This is a genomic window from Kitasatospora sp. NPDC005856 (genome assembly GCF_040629945.1).
Lineage (GTDB): Bacteria > Actinomycetota > Actinomycetes > Streptomycetales > Streptomycetaceae > Kitasatospora.
In genome coordinates this window covers 33,876-57,468 of record NZ_JBEXWT010000008.1, presented here as the reverse complement: position 1 = coordinate 57,468, position 23,593 = coordinate 33,876, and the positions used below count along the sequence as shown (strand labels likewise).

Here is a 23,593-nt window from a genome sequence, read left to right as displayed (position 1 = left end):
CGGCGTCACCGGCGGCCCCGATCCTGGACGCGTCGAGGCGCCCACCCGCCGCCTCGCCCGAACGACACCACGAGTCCCCGGAGGACCCGCATGTTCTGCTTCCAGTGCGAACAGACCGACCGCACCGGCGCCACCCCCGGCTGTGCCGGTCCGATCGGCAACTGCGGCAAGGATTCCCCCACTTCGGACCTCCAGGACCTGCTGATCCACGCGGTCAAGGGCATCTCCCAGTACGCGGCCGAGGCCCGCGCCCTCGGCGACCCGGACGACGAGGCCGCGGCCTTCGTCCTGTACGCGGTGTTCACCACGCTCACCAACGTCAACTTCAACCCCACCCGCTTCGCCGCCCTGATCCAGCTGGCCGTCGGTGTCCGCGACCGGGTCAGGGACCGGTACGAACGGGCCGCGCGCGCCGCCGGACAGGAGCCGCGGACGCTCACCGGCCCCGCCGCCTGGGCCCCCGCGGCGGACCCGGCCACGCTGGTGGGCCAGGCCTCCGGCGTCCGGGTGAACATCGGGCTCCCCCTGGTCGGGCCGGAGGTGGTCGGGCTGCGCTCGCTCCACCTCTACGCGCTCAAGGGGATCTGCGCCTACGCCCACCACGCGGACGTGCTCGGCCGCCGCAGCCCCGAGGTCCTCGGCGGCGTCGAGGAGGCCCTCGCCTACCTGGCCGGCGAGCCGACCGACCCCGCCGAACTGCTGGAGCGCGCCGTCGGCCTCGGCCGGCTGAACCTCGCCGCGATCGAACTGCTCGACGCCGCCAACACCGGCACCTACGGCCCCCAGCAGCCCACCGCCGTACGCACCACCCCCGTCGCCGGAAAGGCGATCCTGGTCAGCGGCCACGACCTGCGGGACCTGGAGGCCGTCCTGGTGCAGACCAGGGACCAGGGCATCAACGTCTACACCCACGGCGAGATGCTCCCCGCCCACGCCTACCCGCTGCTCAAGGCCCACCCGCACCTGGTCGGCAACTACGGCGGCGCCTGGCAGGACCAGCAGCAGGAGTTCGCCGCCTTCCCGGGCCCGATCCTGATGACCTCCAACTGCATCATCGAACCGCACGTCAGCTACCGCCGCCGGATCTTCACCGCCGGACCGGTCGGCTGGCCCGGTGTCCGGCACCTCGCCGACCACGACTTCCGCCCGCTGATCCAGGCCGCCCACGCCCTGCCGGGATTCCCGGAGACCGCGGCCGAGGAGGAGGCCGTCACCGTCGGCTTCGGCCGGGACGCCGTGCTCGCGGTCGCCGACCAGGTGGTCCACGCGGTGCGGCAGGGGGACATCCGGCACTTCTTCCTGATCGGCGGCTGCGACGGCCCCACCCCCGGGCGCGACTACTACACCGACTTCGCCCTCGGCGCGCCCCGGGACAGCGTGATCCTCACCCTCGGCTGCGCCAAGTACCGCTTCAACAAGCACGACTTCGGCGAGATCACGGGCCTCCCCCGGCTGCTCGACCTCGGCCAGTGCAACGACACCTACTCCGCCATCCGGATCGCCACCGCGCTGGCCGACGCCTTCGAGTGCGAGGTCAACGACCTGCCGCTCACCCTGGCGCTGTCCTGGACGGAGCAGAAGGCCGTCGCGGTGCTGCTCACCCTGCTCGCGCTGGGCATCCGCAACATCCACCTCGGCCCCTCGCTACCCGGCTTCCTGACCCCCGCCCTGGTCGACGAGCTGGTGAAGCGCTTCGACCTGCGGGTGATCGGCGACCCGGCGACCGACCTGGCCGAGGCCCTCGAACGGACGGCGTCGTGAGCACGGACACCCCGGTGGGCCAGGCCGGATCGCACCCGGTCGCCCTCACCACCCGCGACGGCGGCCGGCTGGAGTTCGACTGCGCCCCCGGCCGCAGCGTCCTGGAAGCCGCGGCGGAGGCCGGTGCCGCCCTCCCGGCCTCCTGCCGCCAGGGCACCTGCGGCTCCTGCCACGCCTCGGTCACCGACGGGCCGTACGAACTCGGCACGTACAGCGAGCAGGCCCTCCCGGCGGGCGAGCGCGAGCGCGGCGAGGTGCTGCTCTGCCGCACCTTCCCCTGCGGGCCGCTGACGGCCGCCCTGCCGTACGAGGAGTCCCGCATCCTGTACGGCGACATCCCGGTCCGCGAGGCCACGGTCGAAGCGGTGGCCCCGGTCACGCCGGACACCGTACGGCTGGAGCTGCGCCTCGACGACCCGGACTGCCAGTTCGACCCGGGCCAGTTCATGGAGCTCCAGGCCCCCGGCAGCGAGCTGAAGCGCGCCTACTCCCTCGCCAACACCGGCAACTGGGAGGGCCGGCTGGAGTTCTACGTCCGGCTGCGGGAGGGCGGGCACTTCTCCTCCTACCTCGCCGACCGGGCCCGCCCGGGCGACCGGCTCACCGTGCGCGGCCCGCAGGGCGCCTTCGGTCTCCAGGAGACCGGCCTGCGCCCACGCTGGTTCGTGGCCGGCGGCACCGGGCTGGCCCCGCTGCTGGCGATGGTCCGCCGGATGGCCGAATGGCAGGACCCCCAGCCCGCGCGGCTGTTCCTCGGCGTCAACGAGCCGCGGGACGTCTTCGGACTGGACGAACTCGCTGCCGTCGCAGCCGAGTTGCCAGGATTCCGGTACGAGGCCTGCGTCTGGAAGCCGGGCCCGGACTGGTCCGGACCGACCGGCACCCCGGCCGACCTGCTGGCCGCCGCGCTGCCAGAACTCGGCGGAACCGCACCGGACTTGTACGTCTGTGGGCCGCCGCCGATGGTCGACGCCGTGCTGCACACCGCCGCTTCGGCCGGGGTTCCGCCCGAGCAGGTGCACCGGGAACGCTTCCTGGCCACCTGAGCGGACCCGGCCGCCGCCCCCCTTGATCGCTTTCGGCCCCGCCCCCACCAGCTGTCCGAACTCCTACTTGGCTTGGCCACCAACGGATTCGATGATGTCGCCGGGGAGGACTCGCCGACACGGCGAGGATCGTGACGTGAGGGGGGCGGAGATGTCCACGGGTTCGGGCAGCGCACCGGGAGATGTCGACATGTCGGCGAAGGACCGGTTCGAGCACTGGCGGGAGGCCATCGGACAGGCCCGGCAGTGCGAGGCCACCAGTGCTCACGCCGACGACTTCACGGCGCGGGTACGGTGCTCCGGGCTGGGGCCTGTGACCCTGGTGGGATCGTCCTTCCCGTCGGCGCGGTTCCGGCGCAGCGAGCGCATGGTGCGCCGCTCGGACGGCCCGGAGCTGTACCACCTGACACTCCTGACGGCGGGCCACGAAGTACTGAGGACCGGCGCGGAGCAGACGGAGAAGCTCAGGCCAGGAGACCTGCTGCTGCTCGACAGTACCCACCCGTACGACGCGCGGCTCTTCGGTGGCGGCCCCGGAGAGCCCCGGGTCGAGGGCATCGGCCTCGACTTCCCCTTGGAACTGCTGCCGATGCCTCCGCGGCTGCTGCGCGGCCTGCGGGGCCGGAGGCTGTCCGGGCGCGAGGGGACGGGTGCACTGCTCGCGGACTTCCTGCTCGGGCTGGACCGGCAGGCCGCCGCCCTGCGATCGGCCGAGGCATCCCGGCTCGGCTCGGTCGCGGTCGACCTGGTGGCGGCCTGGCTCGCCCAGGAGCTCGACGCCGAGACCGCGCTGCCGCCGGACGCCCGGCGGCGGGCCCTGGTCGAGAAGGTCCGGGCGTTCGTCCGGCAGAACCTCCACGACCCCGGCCTGACCCCGTCCGTGGTCGCCGCGGCGCACCACATCTCCGTCAGCTACCTGCACCGCCTCTTCACCCAGGAGTCGCAGGGTGAGACCGTCGCCGTGTGGATCCGCGGACAGCGGCTGAGGAAGGCCCACCGCGACCTGGCCGACCCCGCGCTGTGGGACGTGCCGGTCCATGCCATCGCCGCCCGCTGCGGCATGCTCCGTGCCCCCGAGTTCAGCCGCGCCTTCAAGGCCGTATACGGACTCTCGCCCCGCGAGCACCGTCACCGGTCCCTGTCGGAGCCCGGTGACGGTTGACGGGTCGGATCGGGTGGGCGCCCGGGCGCCCACCCGATCCGGGGCGGTCAGCCGGTGGTGGTGGCGGTGATGGCCTTCACACCGACGGCGCCCCCGGGGATCTCGACCCACGGGGTCCACTTGCCGGCGTTGTAGTCGGCGTCGCGGCTGTAGACCTTGTCGTCCTCGTTGACGGCGACGACGTGGACGACGTTGCCCTCGGCACTGCTGGAGATGGCCTTCAGCTTGTTGTCACTGACCTTCTGCCACTGCTGGTCCCAGCGGCCGAGGTCGTAGTGGCCGTAGGTGGTGAACAGGTCGCCGATGCCGCCGATGATCTGCAGGTCGACGGTGTAGCCGCGGGCGGCGGCGGTGATGCCCTGGACACCGACGGCACCACCGGGGATCTCACCCCACGGCGTCCACTGGCCGTTGGTCAGCTGGTCGCGGGTGTAGACCCTGCTGTCGGTGCCGACCGAGTACAGGTGGAGCACGTTGTCGGGGGTGGTCGCACTGGTGAGGTACTTGGCCGTGTTGTCGCCCATCCTCACCCAGCCGCGCCAGCTGCCGGCGCCGTAGTCGCCGAGGTTCTCGTACACCGCGTCGTCCGAGCCGATGATCTGGAGGCCGACGGTGTTGCCGCGGGCGGCGGCGGTGATGCCCTTGACACCGCCGGCGCCGCCGGGCACCTCGGCCCACGGGCCCCAGGGGCCGCCGACCTTGCCGTCCTTCGTGTAGACCCGGCCGGCCCCGACCACGTAGACGTGCACGGTGTCGCCGATCGCGACGCTGTCCACCGCGGTCAGCGCACTGCTGTCGATCGGCGACCACGTGCCGAGCCAGCTACCCGTCTTGCGGTCGACGGCGGTGTCCCAGAGCCCACTGTTGACGCCGACGATCTGCACGTGCGTGCCGGCCTTCACCTCCGCCGTACGGTAGCTCAGCTCCTTCACCCAGGCGCCGAGGTCGTCGACCCGGGTGGCGCTGGCGCCGGTGCGGGTCTCGGTCGAGACGGTGTCGAGGCAGCCGCCCTGCCAGGAGCGGGTGGCGACGGCGGCGAGTTCCGTCGTACCGCCGTTGTCGCGCAGGGCGGGGGCTCCGGCGTCGCCCTGGCAGAGCGGGGCCTGGCCGGCGGCCGGCGCGGTGTCGACGCCGGTCGGGTCGACGGTGCCGGTGGTGTGGGTGGTGGTGTGGAGCTTGCTGGGCACCCACTCGGTGGCGGTGCGACCGTAGCCCGGGATGCGCAGGCTCCCACCGGCCGTGGGCGCCGTGGTGGCGACCGTGGCCGGCGTGATGCCGTCCACGGGCTTGGCGAGGCGGGCCATCACCAGGTCGCGGTCCTGCCGCGGCACCAGCTCGACCACGTCGACGACCGCACCGGCGCCGGTGTTGGTGAGGTCGGTGCGGCCGACGGTGGCGGTGGTCCTGTCCTTCGGCGCACCGGCGGCGACGGTCGACAGGTCGTTCGGGGTGTCGGTGAAGCAGGACGCCGCCGTCAGCAGCCAGTACCGGTCCACCAGCGTGCCGGTGCAGGAGCGCTTGCCGTCACCGACGTTGACCTTCGCCGCGAAGGCGAGTGCCGGGTCGGTCGGCTGGGGCGCGGGCAGCTGGGCGCTGGAACCGGTGACGCGCAGTTCGAGGAGCACCGCCCGGCTCTTCGGGTCGAGCGACTCGCCGATGCCCTTGGTGTCGTTGGCCGGAACGTCGACCGTCTCGGTCGGCTTCTGATCGGTCGACAGACTCGCCCGCACCGACCGGCCGTAGGTCGTGACCCGGTACGCGTCCGGGATCGACAGCGCCAGGTAGCCGGTCGCCCCGGGCACCGCGAAGCAGATCATGTCATCGGGGTTCGCCGGCTTGGTGATCGCGTTGACCTTGATCTGGAAGCTCCCGGCCTTCCCGCAGTCGGTCAGCGTGATGCCCCCGTCGCCACGCGTCAGGGTGATCCCCCGGCTCGCCAGGATCTGCGCCGCACCCGGATACGCCAAGGTCTCCACCGCGGACGTGGGTCCGTCCGCCGCCCCGGACTGTGTGGCACCGGCCGGCGCTGCCGAGGCGGTGCTCCAGCCCGCCACGGTGGCGAGGACGAGAGCGGTCGCCGCCGCCATGGCGCCGCGCATACGTGGATTTTTTCTCATGGAACCCCACCCCATCGGATCGAGACGAAAGAAATCACGGCGGCCCTCCGAATCGGCATCCGGGGACAGGCCCTCACCCTCGCCCGGAGAAAGCATCCCGCCCGGATGAAAAGCCCGAATTCGTTCACGCCAATCCGAGGGCGCGGAAACGACGATTCGGCTTCGGTGCCGCCGGCTGGAGTCTGCCAGGAGGCGGCGCGGCCGAATTTTGCACAGCGTCGACAGCACTTGGCCCAACGTCGACTGACGGCACGGCAGCTCGGGCTCCATGCCGGCACCCAACGGCCGGTGAGGGCCGGGAAGCCGTCGCGAGGGCGACCGAAAGGGACATTTACCACGGCATTTCCGGCGCTTGATTCGATCTCCGCGGCCGACTCCAATGGACGCCGCCAGGCGCCGGCGAACGGGACGTGGGAACGCCGCCGGAATAACACCGACCGATAGGCAGCGAGGTATTCATGAGTTCGTATTCAAGGGGTTTGGGAGTCCGCGGAAGGAGGGCGGGGTTCGGACTGCTGTGCCGCACGGTGCTGCCGGTCACACTGCTGGCGTCCACGCTCTCCCTGTCCCCGGCAGCCGCCGACGGGACTCCGCCGCCCGCGGCGCCGCTGACCGACCGCGGGCGGGTGCTGCAGGCGTGGAAGGACGGCGGCCCGAGCGTCAAGGCGGCCGCCGAGATCGCCCTCAGCGGATCGCAGGACCAGGTCCGGCAGTTCCTGGGAACGCCGCAGGCCCCGCAGGACGGCGAGTTGGCCAAGGCCGAGGCGAAGGACAGCCGGGCGGCCGCCCTGCAGATGGTCACCGTCGGCGGCCCCCGGCTGCGCGCGGCCGTCGAGGCGGCGCTCGCGGGCACCGACCAGGACGTCGCCGCGTTCCTCAAGGACGGCTGGACGGCGCCGCTGGAGCAGGACCAACGGGTCCTGGTGTCGCAGATCGCCGAGGCCGGCGGCCCGCACACCAAGGCCGCCGCACTCGCCGCGCTGGACAAGCCGATCGCGGACGTCAAGGCCTTCCTGGAGCAGGGTCGGTACCCGCTGCAGGAGAGCGACGACCGCATCAGGGTCTCGCAGCTCGCCGAGAGCGGCGGCCCGGCTACCAAGCAGGCCGCCCGGCTCGCGCTGGAGGGCGGCGCGGAGGAGATCCGCACCTTCCTGGAGACCGGCGAGCACATCGCCGCGGCCCGGGATCAGGAGCACGCGACCATCGACCAGCTGGTCCAGCAGGCACAGAAGGCCGGTGACGAGGCGTCACGCCAGAAGGACGCCGCCAAGGAGGCCTCCGACCGGGCCGTCGAGGCCGCCGCGCTCGCGAAGAAGGCCACCGACGAGGCCCTCGCCGAAACCCTCGCCGCCAAGAACGACGCCCAGCGGGCGACGGCCGCCGCCAGGCGCGCCGCCGAGGCCACCCAGCGCGCCGCCGACGCGGCCAGGGCCTCGATCGCCGCCGCCCGGGCCGCCGTCCAGGCCGCCCGCGTCGCCTCCACCGCCGCCGCCCGTGCCGCGGCCGCCGCCTCCGGGGCCGCCCAGGCCACCACCCGGGCGCTCGCCTCCGCGGCCGCGGGCAGGGTCGACGAGGCCGCCGCCGCCGAAGCCACCCAGGCCGCCGCCCAGGCGCGCGCCGCCGGCGCCGCCGCCGACAACGCCTCCAAGGCCGCGTTCCAGGCCCAGTACGCCGCGGAGAAGGCCGCTTCCGCCGTCGCCGACGTGAACGCCGCCGCCGACGCGGCCGACCAGGCCGGCGGCTACGCCGACCAGGCCGGGGCCTCGTCCGTCGAGGCCAAGCAGGCCGCGGCCCAGGCGCGCCGCAACGCGGCCGAGGCGACCCGCTCCGCCAACGCCGCCGCCAAGTTCGCCAAGGACGCCGGCCCGGCCGCCGCCGAGGCCCGTGACGCCGCCAACTCGGCCGCCGACCACGCCACGAAGGCCGCCGAGTCCGCGCGCAACGCCGCCGCCAACGCCGGCAACGCCACCAACGCGGCCCAGCAGTCCGCCGCCCACGCCGAGAGCGCCAAGCAGGCCGCCGCCGACTCCGGCACCGCCGTCGCCAAGGCCGGCGTGGTCCAGGCCCAGGCGACGCTCGTCGAGGCCGAGGAACTGAACTCCCGCAAGGCCAACGGCATCGTCCAGGCCCAGGATCTGAAGGCCGACTACGATGCCGGCCAGCGCGCGGCCGACGACGCCAAGGCCCAGGCCCGGAAGCTGGACCAGGACGCGGTGCAACTCGCCGCCCGTGCGTCCCAGCCCGGCACCGACCTCGCCACCGTGGTCGCCGACGGCCGCAAGATGGCGCTCGCCGCCCTCAAGGTGCGCGGCCCGTGGGCCAAGTCCGCCGCCGAGTACGCCCTCGCCGGCAGCGACGAGGCCGTGGTCGACTACGTCCGCACCGCCTGGCAGACCTCAGCCGAGCAGGACGACCGCGCCGAGACCCGCTACCTCGCCGACAACAGCGAGTACGACACCGTGCGCACCGCGGCCAAGACCGCGCTCACCGGCGACGGGGCCGCGGTCCGTGCGTTCCTGCAGACCGGCCGGCACACCGCGGCACTCGGCCAGTACCGGGTCAAGGTCTCCCAGCTCATCGAGACCGGCGGGCCCCACCTCCAGGAGGCCGCCAGGGCCGCACTGGAGACCAACACCCCCGACACCCTCGTCTCCTTCCTCAGTCAGGGGCAGTACGACGCCAAGGCGGCCGACGACCGTGTCAAGGCCTCCCAGCTCATCGAAACCGGCGGCGCCGAGGTCAAGTCCGCCGCCCAGATCGCCCTGGAGGGCCCCTACCCGGTCCTCACCGACTTCCTCCAGACCGGCCAGTACCAGGCCCGACGACAGGACGGGCTGACCGAGGCACACGTCGCCGGCATCGACAACGCCATCAACGGCGCGGCCCAGGTCGCCTCGCTCGCCCGGCAGAACGCCGCCCAGGCCGCCCAGGCCGCGGCCATCGCCGCAGGCGCCGCCGACGCGGCCAACGCCGCGGCCGCCCAGGCGAGCGAGGCGGCCACGGCGGCGGCCGGCTTCGCGCAGCAGGCCAAGACCGCCGCCGACAAGGCCGACGCGTCCGCGACCAAGGCCGCCGGCTACGCCGCCACCGCCCGCGCCGCCGAGGCCACGGCCAACCGGGCGGCCGAATCCGCGCAGAACTCGGCCACCTACGCGGCGGCCAGCGCGGCGGCCGCGCGCGGTGCCGCCGACATCGCGTACGCGGCGGTCGCCTCCGCCCGCCAGTCCGCCGAGAACGCGGGGAAGAGCCGCGACGAGGCCCGCGCCATCGCGGAGGGCGCCCAGCGGGACGCCGTCCAGCAGGCGCAGCGGGAGGACGCGATCCGGCGGATGTCGGAACTGGCGATGCTGACGGTGCTGGACACGTACGTCCTGCCGGACATCCCCTTCAAGGAGTGGTACGACAGGCTCTCCCCCATCGGTCACGACATCCTCGGCGTCGCCAAGTACCTCCCGGAGGCAGGCCCGGCGATCGGCATCATCAACTGCGCGTGGTCCATCGGTGAGTACTTCGCCGACTACTCCGGTCTCGCCGACTCGCTCACCAACTGCGTCGGCGCGGGGCGTCGCGCGAACCCCGTAGGAACCGCCGTCAAGTGGGGCCTGAAGCTCAAGAACGTCGGCGTCGCCGTCACCAAGTGGGCCGGCGAGCAGATCGGCAAGGCGAAACCGCTCGTCCGGAGGTTCCTCGACCACATCCCCGGTTTCAACAGCTTCCCCGCCGGCACCCTCGTCCTCATGGCCGACGGAACGACCCGCCCGATCGAGCAGATCCGCGCGGGTGACGCCGTCCAGGCCGCCGACCCCCGGACCGGCACGACCGGCCCGCGGACCGTCCGGGCGACCATCTCCAGCCCGAACGACACCGAGTTCACCGAACTCACCGTCACCACCGCCGACGGCGGGACGTCCACCGTCACCGCCACCGACCGCCACCCCTTCTGGGCGCAGAACACCGGCCGGTGGACCGACGCCGCCGACCTCCGCCCGGGCGACACCCTGCGCACCGACACAGGTGCGGCCGTCCAGCTCGCCTCCGTCGAGCACCGGACCGCTCCCTCCCCCGCCTACAACCTCACCGTCGACGAGCTGCACACCTACTTCGTGCTCGCGGGCGGCACGCCCGTCCTGGTCCACAACGACGGGCGGGAGCAGTTCGCCGAGCAGCTCATCGGCAGGCTGCCCGCGTGGCAGAAGGGCGGCCCCACCCGGGGAACCGTCATCGTCCGGGGCTGGGAGGGGGACTACTACCCGCTCGGTGGCGCGCTCCCGAGCGGGGACGGCGTCGACTCCCAGGAGATCGCCGCCTTCCTGAACTCCTCGGGTCCGACCGCCGGGCTCGTCGAGACGAAGCTGGCCTGGCGGATGGTCAAGCACCGGATGTCGTTCGGGGAGCTCGTCCTCAACGACCCCCAGGGGCCGTGCGACGTCGACGGGGACCGGACCGCCTGCCTGAACGCCGTCCGGTCGATCCTCCCCAAGGGGTACGCGCTCAAGGTGTGGTGGAAGGACTACGCCGGCACCGTGCGGTCGCAGGACCTGCTCGGGGCGCGTGAGATGGCTTCGAGCTGATCCCCGGCGCGGGTCCGCCGGGGATCAGACCGGCGGGCCCGCGCTCCTCCCGTCCACGGCAGCGGTGGCAGCGGCCTGGGCGTTGTACTCGGCGAGGGTCTCGCGGGTGAAGCCGAAGAACCAGGTGGCCAGGAAGCCCGCGACGTAGCCGGTCAGCAGTCCGCCGCCGTAGACGGCGGCGCCCGCGAGGAGTCCGTGCGGGCCGGCCAGCAGAGGGAACAGCGCCCAGCCGGAGGGGCCGATGGCGGTGGAGCCGACGGCGTCACCGAGCTGGCCGGCCACCCCGACGAAGGCTCCGCCGGCGGCGCCGCCGACGCAGGCGGTGACGAAGGGGCGCCCCAGCGGCAGGGTGACGCCGTAGACCAGGGGCTCTCCGACGCCGAGCAGGCCGGCCGGGAGGGCGGACCTGATGGTGGCCCGGAGCGAGGCGTTGTGGCGCAGCCTCAGGTAGACGGCCACGGCGCAGCCGACCTGCCCGGCGCCGGCCATGGCGAGGATCGGCAGCAGGACGGTGGAGCCCTGCTGCTGGATCAGGGTGGTGTGGATCGGGATCAGTGCCTGGTGCAGGCCGAGCATGACCAGCGGCAGGAAGAGGCCGCCGAGCACGAGTCCGGCGAGCAGGCCGCCGTGGGCGAGCAGCCAGGTGGCGGCGTGGCCGATGGCGGTGGAGACCTCCCCGGCGACGAACATCAGGCCGAAGAGCGCGGCCAGGCCGCCGAGCAGGACGGTGACGGTCGGGGTGACGAGCACGTCCAGGGCGGCGGGCAGCAGCCGGCGGGTCCAGCGCTCCAGGTGGACGGCCAGCAGCGCGGCGCCGAGCGCGCCCACCACGCCGCCCTGTCCGGGGGTGAGGTGGTGGCCGAAGGCCTCCACCTTGGCGACCCCCGCGTAGACGATCACGCTGGCCACGGCGCCGCCGAGCACGGGTGTGCCGCCGAACTCCTTCGCGGTGTTGTAGCCGACGAAGACGGCGATCAGGGACATGAATCCGGAGGAGACCGGGCCCAGGGCGGTGACCAGCGCCGGTGCCCAGCCGAGGTTGGCGAGGGCCCCGGCGAGGCCGGCGACGATCCCGCACCCGATCAGGGCGGGGATCAGCGGGACGAAGATGTTCGCGATGCGGCGCAGCGCGATTTTCACGGGGGTCGCGTTGCGCACCCGTGCTTCGGCGCGGAGGCGCTCGCCGCGTCCGGCGAGGTCCTCGGCGATGGGGGCGGTTCCCGGTCCGGCCCGTCCGCCGGCTGCCTTCCGTGCGTCGGCCCCGTCGCGTCTGTCGGCCCCGTCAGTCCCGGCGCGCGCGTCGGCGGGTTCCAGGAGGCGGCGCAGCTGCGCGGTGACCCCGGCGACGGCGGCGGGCCCGAGCACGATCTGGTAGGTGTCGTCCTCGACCGTGCCCAGGACCGCCGGCAGCGCCCGGAGCGCCTCGGTGTCGGCCAGGGAGCGGTCCGCCAGGCCCAGCCGCAGCCGGGTCATGCAGTGGGCGACCGAGCGGATGTTGGCGGCGCCGCCGACGAGCGGGAGGATCGCCTCGGCCACGGCGCGGTTCTTCTCGTCCGACATGCCGGGGGACGTACCCGGGTGCTCCCCCGGCTCAACCGCCGCCGTGCGCGCCGGTGCCGAGGCGGGCCACCGCCCGCGGGGTGTCGGCGCCGCCGTCCGTCCGGTCCGGGAGCGGGTCGTCCTCGGTTCCCATGGTGCGCACCCGGTGCACGTACCGGTCGATCAGGTGGCGCAGCACGGTGACGGTGGCGAGGACGTCCGGCTCGGGGACGCCGTCCAGCGCGCCGGCGAGTCCGATGATGTTGGCCTGTTTCAGACGGTCCAGCAGCTCGCGCCCGTCGGCGGTGATGGCCACCTGGCGGGCCCGCCGGTCCTGTGCGTCCTGGCTGCGTTCGACCAGTCGCTGGCCCTGGAGGCGGTCGATCTGGCGGGTGACGTGGGAGGGTTTGACCATCAGGCGGTCGGCCAGATCACTCACCCGGCTGGCGCCGGCGCCCTCGGCGAGCGCGCGCAGCAGGTAGACGTCCGAGCGGGCGGCGGTGATGCCGGCCCGGGCGGTGCGCCGCTCGTGTTCCTGAGAGCGCGTCAACAGGTAGGCCAGCGTGGCCAGTACGTCCTCCAGACCGTCCAGGCCGTCCGGGCTGTGCGGCGCGGAGGCGGTGGTCCGATCGTCTTCGGCGTCTTCTTCGTCCGACATGGAGGAACTGTAGCGATCCGGTTCGGGCGGCGGCCGGGCCTGGGAGCCGCGACCGGATTTCGGACAGATTCGGCCGACTCCCGGTGCGCCCTTTCGTCACCACGGAACGCGAGTTAACGTGACGGTGAGTTAGTTGCTTTGGGCACGTAATTATGGCCGCTTCCGCCATGGCCGGACTCAACTCCCGGAAGGGGATTCACCGATGGCCACCGCCGAGAAGACCCCGCGGTTCACCCACCCCGCCGCCCGCGGCACCTGCCCGTTCGCCCCGCCGCCCGCCTACGGGCAGGCCCGTCAGGAGGAGCCGATCAGCCGCGTCTCCCTGTGGGACGGCTCCACCCCCTGGCTGATCACCCGCCACGAGGACATCAAGGCGGCCCTCGCCGACGCCCGGTTCAGCTCCGACTCCACCCGGCCCGGCTTCCCGTTCGTCAGCGCCGGCGCCCGGCAGCTGAACACCGGCCGGCCCACCATCATCCGGATGGACGAACCCGAGCACTCGCACTTCCGCCGGATGCTGACCGGCGAATTCATGATCAAGAAGGTCGAGGCACTGCGCCCCGAGGTCCAGCGGATCGCCGACGACCTGCTGGACCGGATGACCGACGGACGCTCCGAGGCCGACCTCGTCCGCGAGTTCGCGCTGCCGCTGCCGTCGCTGGTCATCTGCCTGCTGCTCGGCGTCCCCTACCAGGACCACGACTTCTTCCAGGAGTGCAGCCGCGTCCTGCTGCGCCGCGACTCCACCGCCGAGGAGGTCACCGACGCCCAGACCAAGCTGGCCGACTACCTGATCGAGCTCACCGAGAGCAAGCGCACCCGCCCCGACGACGGCATCCTCAGCCGCCTGGTGGAGCGCGGCGAGCTGAGCACCGAGGAGATCGGCGACATGGGCCGGCTGCTGCTGGTGGCCGGACACGAGACCACGGCGAACATGACCGCGCTCTCCGTGCTCGCCCTGCTGCGCAACCCCGACCAGCTCGACCACCTGCGCGAGCACCCCGAGTCCGTGCCCGGCGCCATCGAGGAGCTGCTGCGCTACCTCACCATCGTGCACTCCGGCCTGGCCAGGATCGCCACCGCGGACATCGACCTGGGCGGCGTACGGATCGCGGCGGGCGAGGGCGTCATCTGCATGGTCAACACCGCCAACCGGGACGAGCGGGAGTTCCCGGACGGCGACGAGCTCGACCTGACCCGCGACGCGCGCCGCCACCTGGCCTTCGGCTTCGGCAGCCACCAGTGCCTGGGACAGCCGCTGGCCCGGCTGGAGTTGCAGATCGCCCTCACCAGCGTCCTGCGGCGACTGCCCCGACTGCGCCTGGCCGTCCCGTTCGAGGAGATCAGCTTCCGCCACGAGATGCTCGTCTACGGCGTCCACACGCTGCCGATCGCCTGGTGACCCCGGCTCCCCCGGAGCCGCCACAACGCCTCGACACCGTCAACCCACCTGATTCCGCACCGGAGTTCACAGCCTCCGGGCACCCGTTCCGAAAGGAAGACCATGCTCGTCCGGATCGACCAGGAGAAGTGCTGCGGCGCCGGGCACTGCGTGCTCGCCGCCCCCGACGTCTTCGACCAGCGCGACGAGGACGGCATCGTCGTCCTGCTCGACGCCGAACCGCCCGCCGAGCTTCACCAGGCCGTCCAGGACGCCGCCGCCGTCTGCCCGGCCGCGGCGATCCAGCTGGAGCAGGTGTGACCGCACCGCGGGAGATCGCGGTGGTCGGCGCCGGCGCGGCCGGACTGCACGCCGCCGAGGCGCTGCGCAGATCCGGCTACGACGGCCGCCTCACCCTGATCGGGGCCGAACCGGAGCCGCCGTACGACCGGCCGCCGCTGTCCAAGCACGTGCTCGGCGGGCAGTGGCAGCCCGACCGCCTGGCCCTGCGCGGCCCCGAGGCGCTGGACGAGCTCCGGCTCGACCTGCGCCTGGGCGTCCGGGCCGAGCGGCTGGACCGCGGCGAGCGCACCGTGCGGCTCTCCGACGGCCGGCGGGTGCGCTGCGACGCCGTCGTCGTGGCCACCGGGGTCCGCCCGCGCCGGCTCCCCGGCGCCGACACACCCCGGCCCGGGGCGCACGTGCTGCGCACCCTCGCCGACGCCCTCGCCCTGCGTGAGGAACTGCGGCCGGGCGCACGGCTGTTGGTGGTCGGCGGCGGACTTCTCGGGGCCGAGGCGGCGGCCACCGCCGTCGAGCTCGGCGCCGAGGTGACCTGGCTGACCTCCACCGCCACGCCGCTGTCCGCCGTCCTGGGCGCCGAGACGGCCGCGCTGCTGGCCGGCCTGCACCGCGAGCACGGGGTGCGGCTCCACCGGGGCGTGGCCACCGGACTGTTGGAGCGCCACGGCCGGGCCCGGGGCGTGCGGCTCGCCGACGGCACCGAACTGGCCGCCGACGCCGTGCTGATGGCCGTCGGCTCCGAGCCCGCCACCGAGTGGCTGGCCGGCAGCGGCGTCCCGCTGGACGACGGCGTGGTCTGCGACGAGTACTGCACCGCCGGCCCCGGCGTCTGGGCGGCCGGGGACGCCGCCTCCTGGCCCGACCCGCGCACCGGCCGCCACCGGCGTCTCGAACAGCGCACCAACGCCACCGAGCAAGCCGTGCACGCGGCCCGGAACCTGCTGGCCGGCCCGGACGGCGCCCGGCAGGCCTACCGGCCGGTCCCGTACCTGTGGACCGATCAGTACGGGCTGCGGGTGCAGGTGTTCGGCCGGCCCGGGGACGCCGAACGGTTCGAGGTCGTCGACGGCAGCCTCGAGGAGCACCGCTTCGCCGCCGTCTGCGTCCGGGACGGCCTGGTCACCGGCGCGGTCGGGATCGCCGCCGCCCGGGCGCTGCGCGGGCTGCGCGCCCAGGTGGCGGCGCACGGCCCGTGGCCGCCCGAACCGGCCTGAGGCCCCGGGCCGGGCACGGTCGCCCGCCAACCGGGCAGGCCGCCGGCCCACCGGGTACGGTCCGCCGGCCGCTGCCGCCCGCCAACCGGGCGAGGCGGCGGGCGGACCGGCATGGTGCGGGGCCACCGGAACGGCCGCGCCCGGAAACTGGTGGCCCACACCCGGCCAGGGGAGCAAGCACATGGACGACCGCAGCCGACGAGCCGCCCGGGGGCCCGCTCCGATCCCCGCGGTGAGCCCCCGGGCCGGGGTCCTGGGCACCGCGCTGGCCGCCGTGCTCGCGTTCTCGCTCTCCACCGGCTCGTGGCAGTGGTTCTCCACCTACATCGGGCTGACCCTCCTCGCGGTGGTCCTCTCCTCCACCCGCCCGCCGACGCGTGCGACGGACGCGGGGGCCGGCTACGCCCGGAGCCTGGCCGCCTACGCGCTGGTCATCGGACTGACCGTGGCCCTCGCCCTGGCCCCGGCGATGCAGCGCTGGTCCTGGCTCTTCCCGATGCCCGGCACCCGCGAGGACTGCCCCCACCTGGGCGACTACGCGCGGCTGCAGGCGCAGGCCACCCTCGGCGACCTGGCCGCCCGGGACGGCGCCGCCCTCGCCACCGCACAGGAACAGCAGGCCCGGCACGCCGTCGCCGACTGCCTGTCCGCCACCACCACGCTCTGGCTGCCGGTGTACGCGCTGGCCGCGGCCCTGCTGGCCGTCCTCGTCGTGCTGCTGCTGGGGCGCGCTCGCAACCGGCGGCAGCCGTCCGGAGCCGCGGTGGGCTGACGGGCGGCGTCCGCCGGTCCGCGCCTCCCGCTCCACCTCGCGGCCGACCGCCGCACCAGGGCCGAGCCCGACCGCGCTGCCGCTGCCCGGGCCAGGGCACCGAGGTCTCGACCCCGGCGGTGTAGTCGACGCCGGGAACGTCCCAGCCGTACAGCTGCCGGAACTGGTTGTAGAACCAGGCGGCACCGGCCGACTCGGCGGCCAGCGCGCCCGCCGGATCGGCCCACAGCTCCCGCACCCGGTCCTGCACGGCGGGGTCGAGCTCCCAGCCGTCCAGGCGGATGCGGCCCTGCTCGTCCAGGGTGAGCTCCTTGGCGCCGGTCAGCTGCTCCCACAGGTCCACGGCCTGCTCGTCGGTGGTGCGCCAGCCGTCCTCGCCGAGGGCGATCCGCAGCAGCGAGGTGTAGAGGGCGATGGAGGGGATGGCGGTGGACGCCTGGGTGACGGCCGCGCCGGCGACGACGGTGAACGCCCGACCGCGGTCGGCGAGCAGTTCGGTCTGCAACTGACGGGCGGTGGCTTCCAGGTGCTCCTTGGCGGCGCCGATCGTGCCCTGCCGGTAGACCGGCGCGGTGATCTCGGAGCCGACGTAGGAGAGGGCCACCGTGGTGAAGCCGGGGGCGAGCAGGTCCTCGTCGGCCAGCGCCCGCACCCACAGCCGCCAGTCCTCGCCGCCCATCACCTTGACGGTCGCCGCCCGCTCGGCCTCGTCGGCCGGGGTGAGGTCGACGGTGCCGATCTGCGGGGCGCCGCCGTCGAAGAGCAGGGACGGCGAGGTGTACGGCACGCCGAGGGGCTTGATCACCGAGTGGTGGACCTCGCCGGTGGCCGGGTCGGTGCGCCGGGGCGAGGCGAGCGAGTAGACGAGGTAGTCGACCGGGCCGTAGCGCTCGGCGAGGAGCTTGAGCACCTCGGCGCGCGTGGCGTCCGCGTAGGCGTCGGCGTTGACGAAGGTGAAGTCTCCCCCGCTCCGCTCGACCAGGGCCGAGGTCGCGGCGGTGCGGTACCAGCCGGCGGTGGCGGTGCGCCGCTCGGTGGCGTCGGCCTCGTAGCCGACACCGATGCCACGGATGCCCTGGCGGCGCAGCCCGGCGAGCAGGAGCGCCTGGCCGTATCCGGCGCTGGCGCCGAGGACCAGGGCGACCGGGGCCCGGTCGGCCGGCGTCGCGGGCTCGATGCGCTGCCACTGGCGGTCGACGGTGGCTTCGCTGCCGGCCGGGTGGGAGTTGACGATCAGGTAGCCCCGCTGCTTGGGGGTGATCTGCTGGATGCTCACGCGGTGGCGCCTCTCCGATCCGGAGATCGTGATCAAGGTGTCGGTCGTCCGGAGCCTATCCGCGTCGGCGGGCGCCACCCTTGCCATGCCGTCACGGAAGATCGGGCCTCCACTTGTGGGAGCTCGTCATTGCGGCGGTCCTCCCGCTTCGGCTAGGCGCTTCGCCGGCCGAGTCGGTCGGTCTACCGGGCCGTCGCCCGCCGGACGCGGTAGTTCCAGTGCGCGAGTGACCGGACGACGGTTTCGGCTCCGGTGGGATTGGCGCTGTGCACGAACACCGCTCCGATCCGGAACGGCCGTCCGTGGAAGGCGGCTTCTTCCAGGAGGGTGACCACCGGCATGATGGTGTCGTCGCCCCCGAGATCGTGGTCGAGCCACAGCTCGTCGATGAAGCCGTCGCGGTACTCCTCCAGGAGCTGGACGCCTTCGCGGCTGGTGCGGGCGATCCGCGTGGCCCTGGGGAGCGTTCGGAGGTCGTCGATGCCGAGGACGACGGGCGGCGGCGCGGCGAGGGTGTCGTTCACCGGATCATTGTCATCGTGGACGGGCGGGAGGGCGACGGGGTATTGCGGCCGGTCCAGCCGCCGGACCACGGCGGTCCCGCTGCCGGCCGGGGCGAGCGGCAAGGCGGCGGGCTCCCGGCGGAGTTCAGTGAAGCCCAGGCGGCGCGCGACGGCGGCGCTGGCCGTGTTGGCCAGGTCGTGCACGATCTCCAGGTGCGCCACGTCCGGCAGTGTGAACATCTCCTCGGCCAGTGCCGCCACCGCCCGGGTGGCGAGGCCCCGGCCGGTGGCGGCCGGGTGCAGCCAGTAGCCGATGCGGCGGCCGCCGGGCTCGTCCGCACGGACGGCCTGGCACATGCCGACCGGAACGCCGTCCTCGGCGATCGCATAGGTGTACACCTCGCCGCTCGCCCACCAGGTGTCGCAGCGGGTGAGCAGGGCGCGGGTGTGCTCCTCGTCGTGCCGGGCCACCCACGGCTCCCAGGGACGCAGGTGCGCCAAGGACTCCTCGATCAGGGCGAAGGCCGCCGCGAAGTCCCGTTGTCCCCGCCAGCGCCGCAGCGCGAAGGCCCCGCGGTCGACGACGTTCCTCGGTCGCACCATGGCACCCATGCCCTCCCTCCCCCGCGGTTCGCCGCGACGACCTCCTCGTGAACCGCCCGGCACCGCCCGGGCGTCGGGCGTCAGTGGCCGCCCCGGGGCTCCTCGCAACCGCGGCCGTCCGGGTAGCCGCCGAAGGCCTCGGCCCTGGTGGAGTCGGGAATCATCGTCCCGGTGAGGCAGATCCCAGTGGCCTCGATGGTGAAGCCGACCGTGGTCCGCCCGATCCCCTGCACCTGCACCTTGTCCGCCGGGTAGCCGAGGCCGGTGAGCCGGACGCGGGTGCTCTCCGGGGTGTAGTCGTTGCCCATGCGCAGCGGTTCGAGTGCCTCCTTGACGCGCCGCACGGCCGCCAGTCCGTCGCAGCGGCTCTGGCCGTGCAGCGGGAGGGGCACCTTGAAGCCGTGGTTCTCGGCGTAGTGGTCGGGCGGCAGTACGGGCGCGGCGGTGGGGCTCACCGGGCGGGTGGGTGTCGGGGTGGGGGTCTCGCCGGGGCAGGGGAAGTCGACCGGCCTGCCCTGCGCCGTGGTCGCGGCCGTCGTCGGCGTGGCGCCGGCCGTGTCCTCGACGGTGTCCACGTGCTTCGTCCCGCACCCCGCCGCCAGCACGGCGAGTGCCGCCAGTGCCGCGATGCCGAGGCGCCCCCGCCGGATCCTGATCTTCGCCATCCCGCGATGATGCCCCCGGCGACCGCTCCGCGCCACCCCCTTCACCGGAGGCCCGCACGCTCGCACCAGGGGTACCACGGCTCCGCGCCCGTTCCGCCGTTGGAGTGCTCTGCCGGCGCCCGCCGCGGCAACCGAGGTGCTCGGCCGCCCTGCGCGCCATGAGGCCCACTAGGTTCCTGCCGTGGACGAAACCAGGGCTTCGAACGGGCGCGAGCCGTCCGCCGGCGAGCGCGTCGCGACCCGCCTGGACGCACGGCTGCCGGTCATGGAGGGAGGCCGGGAGCTGCTGCGCAAGGTCTTCCCGGACCACTGGTCCTTCCTGCTCGGCGAACTCGCGCTGTACAGCTTCGTGGTGCTGCTGCTGACCGGCGTCTACCTGACGCTCTTCTTCCGGCCGAGCATGAACGAGGTCGTCTACCAGGGGGCCTACCTGCCGCTCGGCGGCGTACGGGTGTCCGAGGCGTACGCGTCCACCCTGGACATCAGCTTCGAGGTTCGGGGTGGACTGATGATCCGTCAGATTCACCACTGGTCGGCGCTGTTGTTCGTCTCCGCGATCGGCGTGCACCTGCTGCGGGTGTTCTTCACCGGGGCGTTCCGCCGCCCGCGCGAGCTCAACTGGGTGATCGGGGTGACGCTGTTCAACCTCGCGCTGCTGGAGGGGTTCTCCGGCTACTCCCTGCCGGACGACACCCTCTCCGGCACCGGCCTGCGGATCGCCGAGGGCGTCCTGCTCTCGGTGCCGCTGGTCGGCAGCTACCTCACCCTGTTCGCCTTCGGCGGCGAATTCCCCGGCCACGAGATCATCCCCCGGCTGTTCACCCTGCACGTCCTGCTGGTCCCCGGCCTGCTGCTGGCCCTGGTCGGCGCGCACCTGACGCTGGTGGTGGTGCTGAAGCACACCCACTGGGCCGCCCCCGGCCGCACCAACCGCAACGTGGTGGGGATGCCGTTCTTCCCCCAGTTCCTCACCCGCACGGTGGGCCTGATGTTCGCGGTGGGCGGCGTGATGGCGCTGTCGGCGTTCCTCGCCGAGGTCAACCCGATCTGGCGGTACGGATCCTACCGCCCCGACGTGGTCGCGACGGGCGCGCAGCCGGACTGGTACATCGGCTTCATCGAGGGGGCGCTGCGGCTGATGCCGGCCGCGGAGACCAGGGTGCTCGGGCACACCGTGTCGTGGAACGTGCTGCTGCCCGCCCTGGTGGTACCCGGCCTGCTGTTCGCGGCGCTGTACGCCTACCCCTTCGTCGAGCGGTGGCTCGATCCCGACACCGGCGAGCACCACCTGTGCGACCGCCCGCGCAACCGGCCCACCCGCACCGGGCTGGGCACCGCCGGGGTCACCGTCTACGCGGTGCTGCTGATCGCCGGCGGCAACGACGTGATCGCGTACGCCTTCGGAGTCTCCGTCAACGCGCTGACCGTGGTGCTGCGGACGGCGCTGATCGTGCTGCCGCCGGTGGTCTTCGTGCTCACCCGTCGCCTCTGCCTGGCCCTGCAGGCCCGGGACCGCGACCGGCTGCTGGACGGCGACGAGACCGGCCGGATCGACCAGTCGTTGGACGGCGGCTTCTCCGGCCACCAGCGCCCGGTGCCGGAGGCCGAGCGGTACGTGCTGCTGGCCCGCTCCGCGGCGGAGCCGGTCACGGCCCCCGAGGGGGCGGCGCGGCACGAGCGGGTGCGGGCCGCGGCGAGCTCCTGGTTCCACCGCGACCGGGTCGAACTCCCTTCCACCGAGCGGGAGTCGGAGCAGATGGTGGCCGTCCTCGCCGCCCCGGCCCACCCCGTCGCCCCTGTCGTCCGGGCGCCCGAACCCGCCCGGGGCGGCCCGCTCCGGCGGTTGCTGCGCCGGCTCAGCCCGCGCCGTGGTCGCGGTACTGGAAGATGAAGCCGGCGACGGCGAGGGCGAGCACCAGGGCGCCGACCACGATCAGCCACCGGGCGAAGACCAGGCCCAGGGCGAAGACCGTCACGCCGACCGCCGCGAGGACGGGGTAGCCGCTGCGGGCGGGGAAGAACCCCACCGGCCCGGCGGCCTCCGCGATCTCGGCCTCCTTGCGGTCCTGCGCCCGGCCGCCGCCCAGCCGCTGGTGCTGGACGAACCAGAACAGCGCGACCAGGCCGGACATCAGGAACGCCACCGTCAGGATCGCCTTCCCGGCGGGTTCCTGGGCCCAGAAGCCGTAGACCAGCCCGGTCACCGCGAAGAACACCGTCATGACGGCGAACAGCCACCCCTCCGCCTTCACCGCCCGCTCCCCCGCTCCCCGGTGCGGCCCCGCGGGACACCGGGGCCACCGCCCGACGACTCCTCCGGCGGCACCTCCGGATGGTGCAGGTCGAAGGCCGGCGACTCGGAGCGGATCCGGGGCAGCGCGTGGAAGTTGTGCGACGGCGGCGGACTGGACGTCGCCCACTCCAGCGACCGGCCCCAGCCCCACGGGTCGTCCTCGGCGACCTTCTCGCCGTACCTGGTGGTCCTCCAGACGTTGTAGAAGAACGGCAGGTTGGAGACGCCGAGCAGGAACGAGCCGATCGAGGCGCACACGTTCAGGGCGGTGAAGTCGTCCACCGGCAGGTAGGTCGCGTAGCGGCGTGGCATCCCCTGGGCGCCCAGCCAGTGCATCACCAGGAAGGTGGTCTGGAAGCCCACGAACAGGATCCAGAAGTGGACCTTGCCCAGCTTCTCGTCGAGCATCTTCCCGGTGAGCTTCGGCCACCAGAAGTAGAAGCCTCCGAAGGTGGCGAAGACGACCGTGCCGAACAGCACGTAGTGCAGGTGCGCCACCACGAAGTAGCTGTCGGTGACGTGGAAGTCGATCGGCGGCGCGGCCAGCAGCACCCCGCTCAGCCCGCCGAACAGGAAGGTCACCATGAAGCCGATCGACCAGAGCATCGGGGTCTCGAAGGACAGCGAACCGTTCCACATCGTCCCGACCCAGTTGAAGAACTTCACCCCGGTGGGCACCGCGATCAGGAAGGACATCATCGAGAAGAACGGCAGCAGCACCTGGCCGGTGGCGAACATGTGGTGCGCCCACACCGACATGGACAGCGCGGTGATGGCGATGGTCGCCCCGATCATCCCGTAGTAGCCGAACAGCGGCTTGCGGCTGAACACCGGGATGATCTCGCTGACGATGCCGAAGAACGGGATCGCGACGATGTAGACCTCCGGATGGCCGAAGAACCAGAACAGGTGCTGCCACAGCAGGGCCCCGCCGTCGGCCGCGTCGAAGGCGTGCGCACCGAACTTGCGGTCCGCCTCCAGGCAGAGCAGCGCGGCGGTCAGCACCGGGAAGGCCAGCAGCACCATGACGGAGGTGAACAGCACGTTCCAGGTGAAGATCGGCATCCGGAACAGCGTCATGCCCGGCGCCCGCAGGCAGGTGATGGTGGTGATGAAGTTGACCGATCCCAGGATGGTGCCGAGGCCGGCCACCACCAGGCCGAGCGCCCACAGGTCCCCGCCCGCCCCGGGCGAGTACACCGGCCCGTTCAGCGGCGCGTACGCGAACCAGCCGAACGAGGGCGCGCCCTGGGTGGTGAGGAAGCCGCTCAGCACCATCAGCCCGCCCAGCAGGAAGGCCCAGTAGGTGAAGGCGTTCAGCCGGGGGAAGGCGACGTCCGGCGAGCCGATCTGCAGGGGCATGATCGCGTTGGCGAACCCGGCGAAGGTCGGGGTGGCGAACAGCAGCAGCATGATCGTGCCGTGCATGGTGAACAGCTGGTTGTACTGCTCGTTCGACAGCAGCCCGGTGTCCGGCCCCATCAGCTGCGCCCGCATCAGCAGCGCGAGCGCGCCCGCTACCAGGAAGAAGCCGAAGGCCGTCACCAGGTAGAGGTTCCCGATGACCTTGTGGTCCGTGGTGAACAGCCAGCGCAGCAGCGTGCTGCCCTGCCGGACGCGTGCCCCGGTGCGATCCTGCGCCCGGGGCGGCGCGGTGGACGAAGCGTTCATGGAACCTCCGCAGCGGAGCCGGTGACGCCCCCGGTCGCGGCGCCGCTCCCCTCCCCGG

Annotated in this window: 16 protein-coding genes; 8 read left to right on the top strand and 8 right to left on the bottom strand. The window is 73.3% G+C overall.

Annotation, left to right across the window (positions count from 1 at the left end; translation table 11 throughout):
* Positions 1–90: 90 nt before the first annotated feature.
* The 3 genes from hcp (at position 91) to ABZ449_RS07585 (ending at position 3,969) form a co-directional block, all read left to right on the top strand.
* Positions 91–1,761, top strand: coding sequence for a hydroxylamine reductase (gene hcp, locus ABZ449_RS07595; protein WP_360341784.1), 1,671 nt, complete (start codon positions 91–93; stop codon positions 1,759–1,761).
* Complete coding sequence (locus ABZ449_RS07590) at positions 1,758–2,807, top strand: 2Fe-2S iron-sulfur cluster binding domain-containing protein (RefSeq protein WP_360341781.1); 1,050 nt, start codon at positions 1,758–1,760, stop codon at positions 2,805–2,807. Before hcp ends, ABZ449_RS07590 begins: the two co-directional genes overlap by 4 nt.
* Positions 2,808–2,997: 190 nt before the next feature.
* Positions 2,998–3,969, top strand: coding sequence for a helix-turn-helix domain-containing protein (locus tag ABZ449_RS07585; protein WP_360341778.1), 972 nt, complete (start codon positions 2,998–3,000; stop codon positions 3,967–3,969).
* A gap of 47 nt (positions 3,970–4,016) precedes the next feature.
* Here the strand turns inward: ABZ449_RS07585 and ABZ449_RS07580 are convergent, their stop codons facing one another.
* Positions 4,017–6,068 (bottom strand): trypsin-like serine protease, encoded by a 2,052-nt coding sequence (locus ABZ449_RS07580; protein WP_360341775.1) that lies wholly within the window; start codon positions 6,066–6,068, stop codon positions 4,017–4,019.
* A 545-nt stretch (positions 6,069–6,613) separates the two neighbouring features.
* On the opposite strand from ABZ449_RS07580, the gene ABZ449_RS07575 reads away from it, so the two are divergent.
* Complete coding sequence (locus tag ABZ449_RS07575) at positions 6,614–10,657, top strand: polymorphic toxin-type HINT domain-containing protein (protein ID WP_360341772.1); 4,044 nt, start codon at positions 6,614–6,616, stop codon at positions 10,655–10,657.
* A 24-nt stretch (positions 10,658–10,681) separates the two neighbouring features.
* On the opposite strand, the gene ABZ449_RS07570 is transcribed toward ABZ449_RS07575, so the two are convergent.
* Together ABZ449_RS07570 and ABZ449_RS07565 are read right to left on the bottom strand one after the other, a co-directional pair.
* Complete coding sequence (locus ABZ449_RS07570) at positions 10,682–12,217, bottom strand: PTS transporter subunit EIIC (protein WP_360341769.1); 1,536 nt, start codon at positions 12,215–12,217, stop codon at positions 10,682–10,684.
* 31 nt (positions 12,218–12,248) lie between these two features.
* Positions 12,249–12,854 carry a MarR family transcriptional regulator gene (locus ABZ449_RS07565; protein WP_360341766.1) on the bottom strand — a complete coding sequence of 202 codons (606 nt, stop codon included), beginning with the start codon at positions 12,852–12,854 and terminating at the stop codon, positions 12,249–12,251.
* Between the two features lie 202 nt (positions 12,855–13,056).
* Between ABZ449_RS07565 and ABZ449_RS07560 the strand changes: the two genes are divergently transcribed.
* The 3 genes from ABZ449_RS07560 (at position 13,057) to ABZ449_RS07550 (ending at position 15,752) form a co-directional block, all read left to right on the top strand.
* Positions 13,057–14,256, top strand: a complete 1,200-nt coding sequence (locus ABZ449_RS07560) for a cytochrome P450 (protein ID WP_360341763.1) — start codon at positions 13,057–13,059, stop codon at positions 14,254–14,256.
* A 102-nt stretch (positions 14,257–14,358) separates the two neighbouring features.
* A complete protein-coding gene (locus ABZ449_RS07555; protein ID WP_360341760.1) occupies positions 14,359–14,556 on the top strand; it encodes a ferredoxin in 198 nt (65 codons plus the stop codon).
* Positions 14,553–15,752, top strand: a complete 1,200-nt coding sequence (locus tag ABZ449_RS07550; RefSeq protein ID WP_360341757.1) for an FAD-dependent oxidoreductase — start codon at positions 14,553–14,555, stop codon at positions 15,750–15,752. Before ABZ449_RS07555 ends, ABZ449_RS07550 begins: the two co-directional genes overlap by 4 nt.
* Before the next feature lie 431 nt (positions 15,753–16,183).
* On the opposite strand, the gene ABZ449_RS07545 is transcribed toward ABZ449_RS07550, so the two are convergent.
* The 3 genes from ABZ449_RS07545 to ABZ449_RS07535 all read right to left on the bottom strand — a co-directional run bounded on the left by ABZ449_RS07545 (position 16,184) and on the right by ABZ449_RS07535 (position 19,571).
* Entirely contained in the window at positions 16,184–17,800 is a 1,617-nt protein-coding gene (locus ABZ449_RS07545) for an enoyl-[acyl-carrier-protein] reductase FabV (RefSeq protein ID WP_360341754.1), read from the bottom strand.
* A 182-nt stretch (positions 17,801–17,982) separates the two neighbouring features.
* Positions 17,983–18,915: a GNAT family N-acetyltransferase gene (locus ABZ449_RS07540; RefSeq protein WP_360341751.1), complete on the bottom strand. Its 933-nt coding sequence runs from the start codon at positions 18,913–18,915 to the stop codon at positions 17,983–17,985.
* A gap of 71 nt (positions 18,916–18,986) precedes the next feature.
* Positions 18,987–19,571, bottom strand: coding sequence for a hypothetical protein (locus ABZ449_RS07535; protein ID WP_360341748.1), 585 nt, complete (start codon positions 19,569–19,571; stop codon positions 18,987–18,989).
* A 265-nt stretch (positions 19,572–19,836) separates the two neighbouring features.
* Here ABZ449_RS07535 and ABZ449_RS07530 point away from each other — a divergent pair, with 265 nt between their 5' ends.
* The gene (locus ABZ449_RS07530; protein ID WP_360342026.1) at positions 19,837–21,462 is read left to right on the top strand and encodes a cytochrome bc complex cytochrome b subunit; all 1,626 of its coding nucleotides are present in this window, start codon (positions 19,837–19,839) and stop codon (positions 21,460–21,462) included.
* Here the strand turns inward: ABZ449_RS07530 and ABZ449_RS07525 are convergent.
* Both ABZ449_RS07525 and ctaD read right to left on the bottom strand, forming a co-directional pair.
* The gene (locus tag ABZ449_RS07525) at positions 21,428–21,823 is read right to left on the bottom strand and encodes a cytochrome c oxidase subunit 4 (protein WP_360341745.1); all 396 of its coding nucleotides are present in this window, start codon (positions 21,821–21,823) and stop codon (positions 21,428–21,430) included. The genes ABZ449_RS07530 and ABZ449_RS07525 overlap by 35 nt on opposite strands.
* Positions 21,820–23,535 carry a cytochrome c oxidase subunit I gene (gene ctaD / locus ABZ449_RS07520; protein WP_360341742.1) on the bottom strand — a complete coding sequence of 572 codons (1,716 nt, stop codon included), beginning with the start codon at positions 23,533–23,535 and terminating at the stop codon, positions 21,820–21,822. The genes ABZ449_RS07525 and ctaD overlap by 4 nt, the downstream gene beginning before the upstream one ends.
* Positions 23,536–23,593 lie beyond the last annotated feature (58 nt).

Bases quoted from the DNA above. Each gene is read 5' to 3' on its own strand.
- hcp (WP_360341784.1), top strand. From the start codon at position 91: ATGTTCTGCTTCCAGTGCGAACAGACCGACCGCACCGGCGCCACCCCC.
- ABZ449_RS07585 (WP_360341778.1), top strand. From the start codon at position 2,998: ATGTCGGCGAAGGACCGGTTCGAGCACTGGCGGGAGGCCATCGGACAG.
- ABZ449_RS07580 (WP_360341775.1), bottom strand. From the start codon at position 6,068: ATGCGCGGCGCCATGGCGGCGGCGACCGCTCTCGTCCTCGCCACCGTG.
- ABZ449_RS07570 (WP_360341769.1), bottom strand. From the start codon at position 12,217: ATGTCGGACGAGAAGAACCGCGCCGTGGCCGAGGCGATCCTCCCGCTC.
- ABZ449_RS07565 (WP_360341766.1), bottom strand. From the start codon at position 12,854: ATGTCGGACGAAGAAGACGCCGAAGACGATCGGACCACCGCCTCCGCG.
- ABZ449_RS07560 (WP_360341763.1), top strand. From the start codon at position 13,057: ATGGCCACCGCCGAGAAGACCCCGCGGTTCACCCACCCCGCCGCCCGC.
- ABZ449_RS07555 (WP_360341760.1), top strand. From the start codon at position 14,359: ATGCTCGTCCGGATCGACCAGGAGAAGTGCTGCGGCGCCGGGCACTGC.
- ABZ449_RS07540 (WP_360341751.1), bottom strand. From the start codon at position 18,915: ATGGGTGCCATGGTGCGACCGAGGAACGTCGTCGACCGCGGGGCCTTC.
- ABZ449_RS07535 (WP_360341748.1), bottom strand. From the start codon at position 19,571: ATGGCGAAGATCAGGATCCGGCGGGGGCGCCTCGGCATCGCGGCACTG.
- ABZ449_RS07530 (WP_360342026.1), top strand. From the start codon at position 19,837: ATGGAGGGAGGCCGGGAGCTGCTGCGCAAGGTCTTCCCGGACCACTGG.
- ctaD (WP_360341742.1), bottom strand. From the start codon at position 23,535: ATGAACGCTTCGTCCACCGCGCCGCCCCGGGCGCAGGATCGCACCGGG.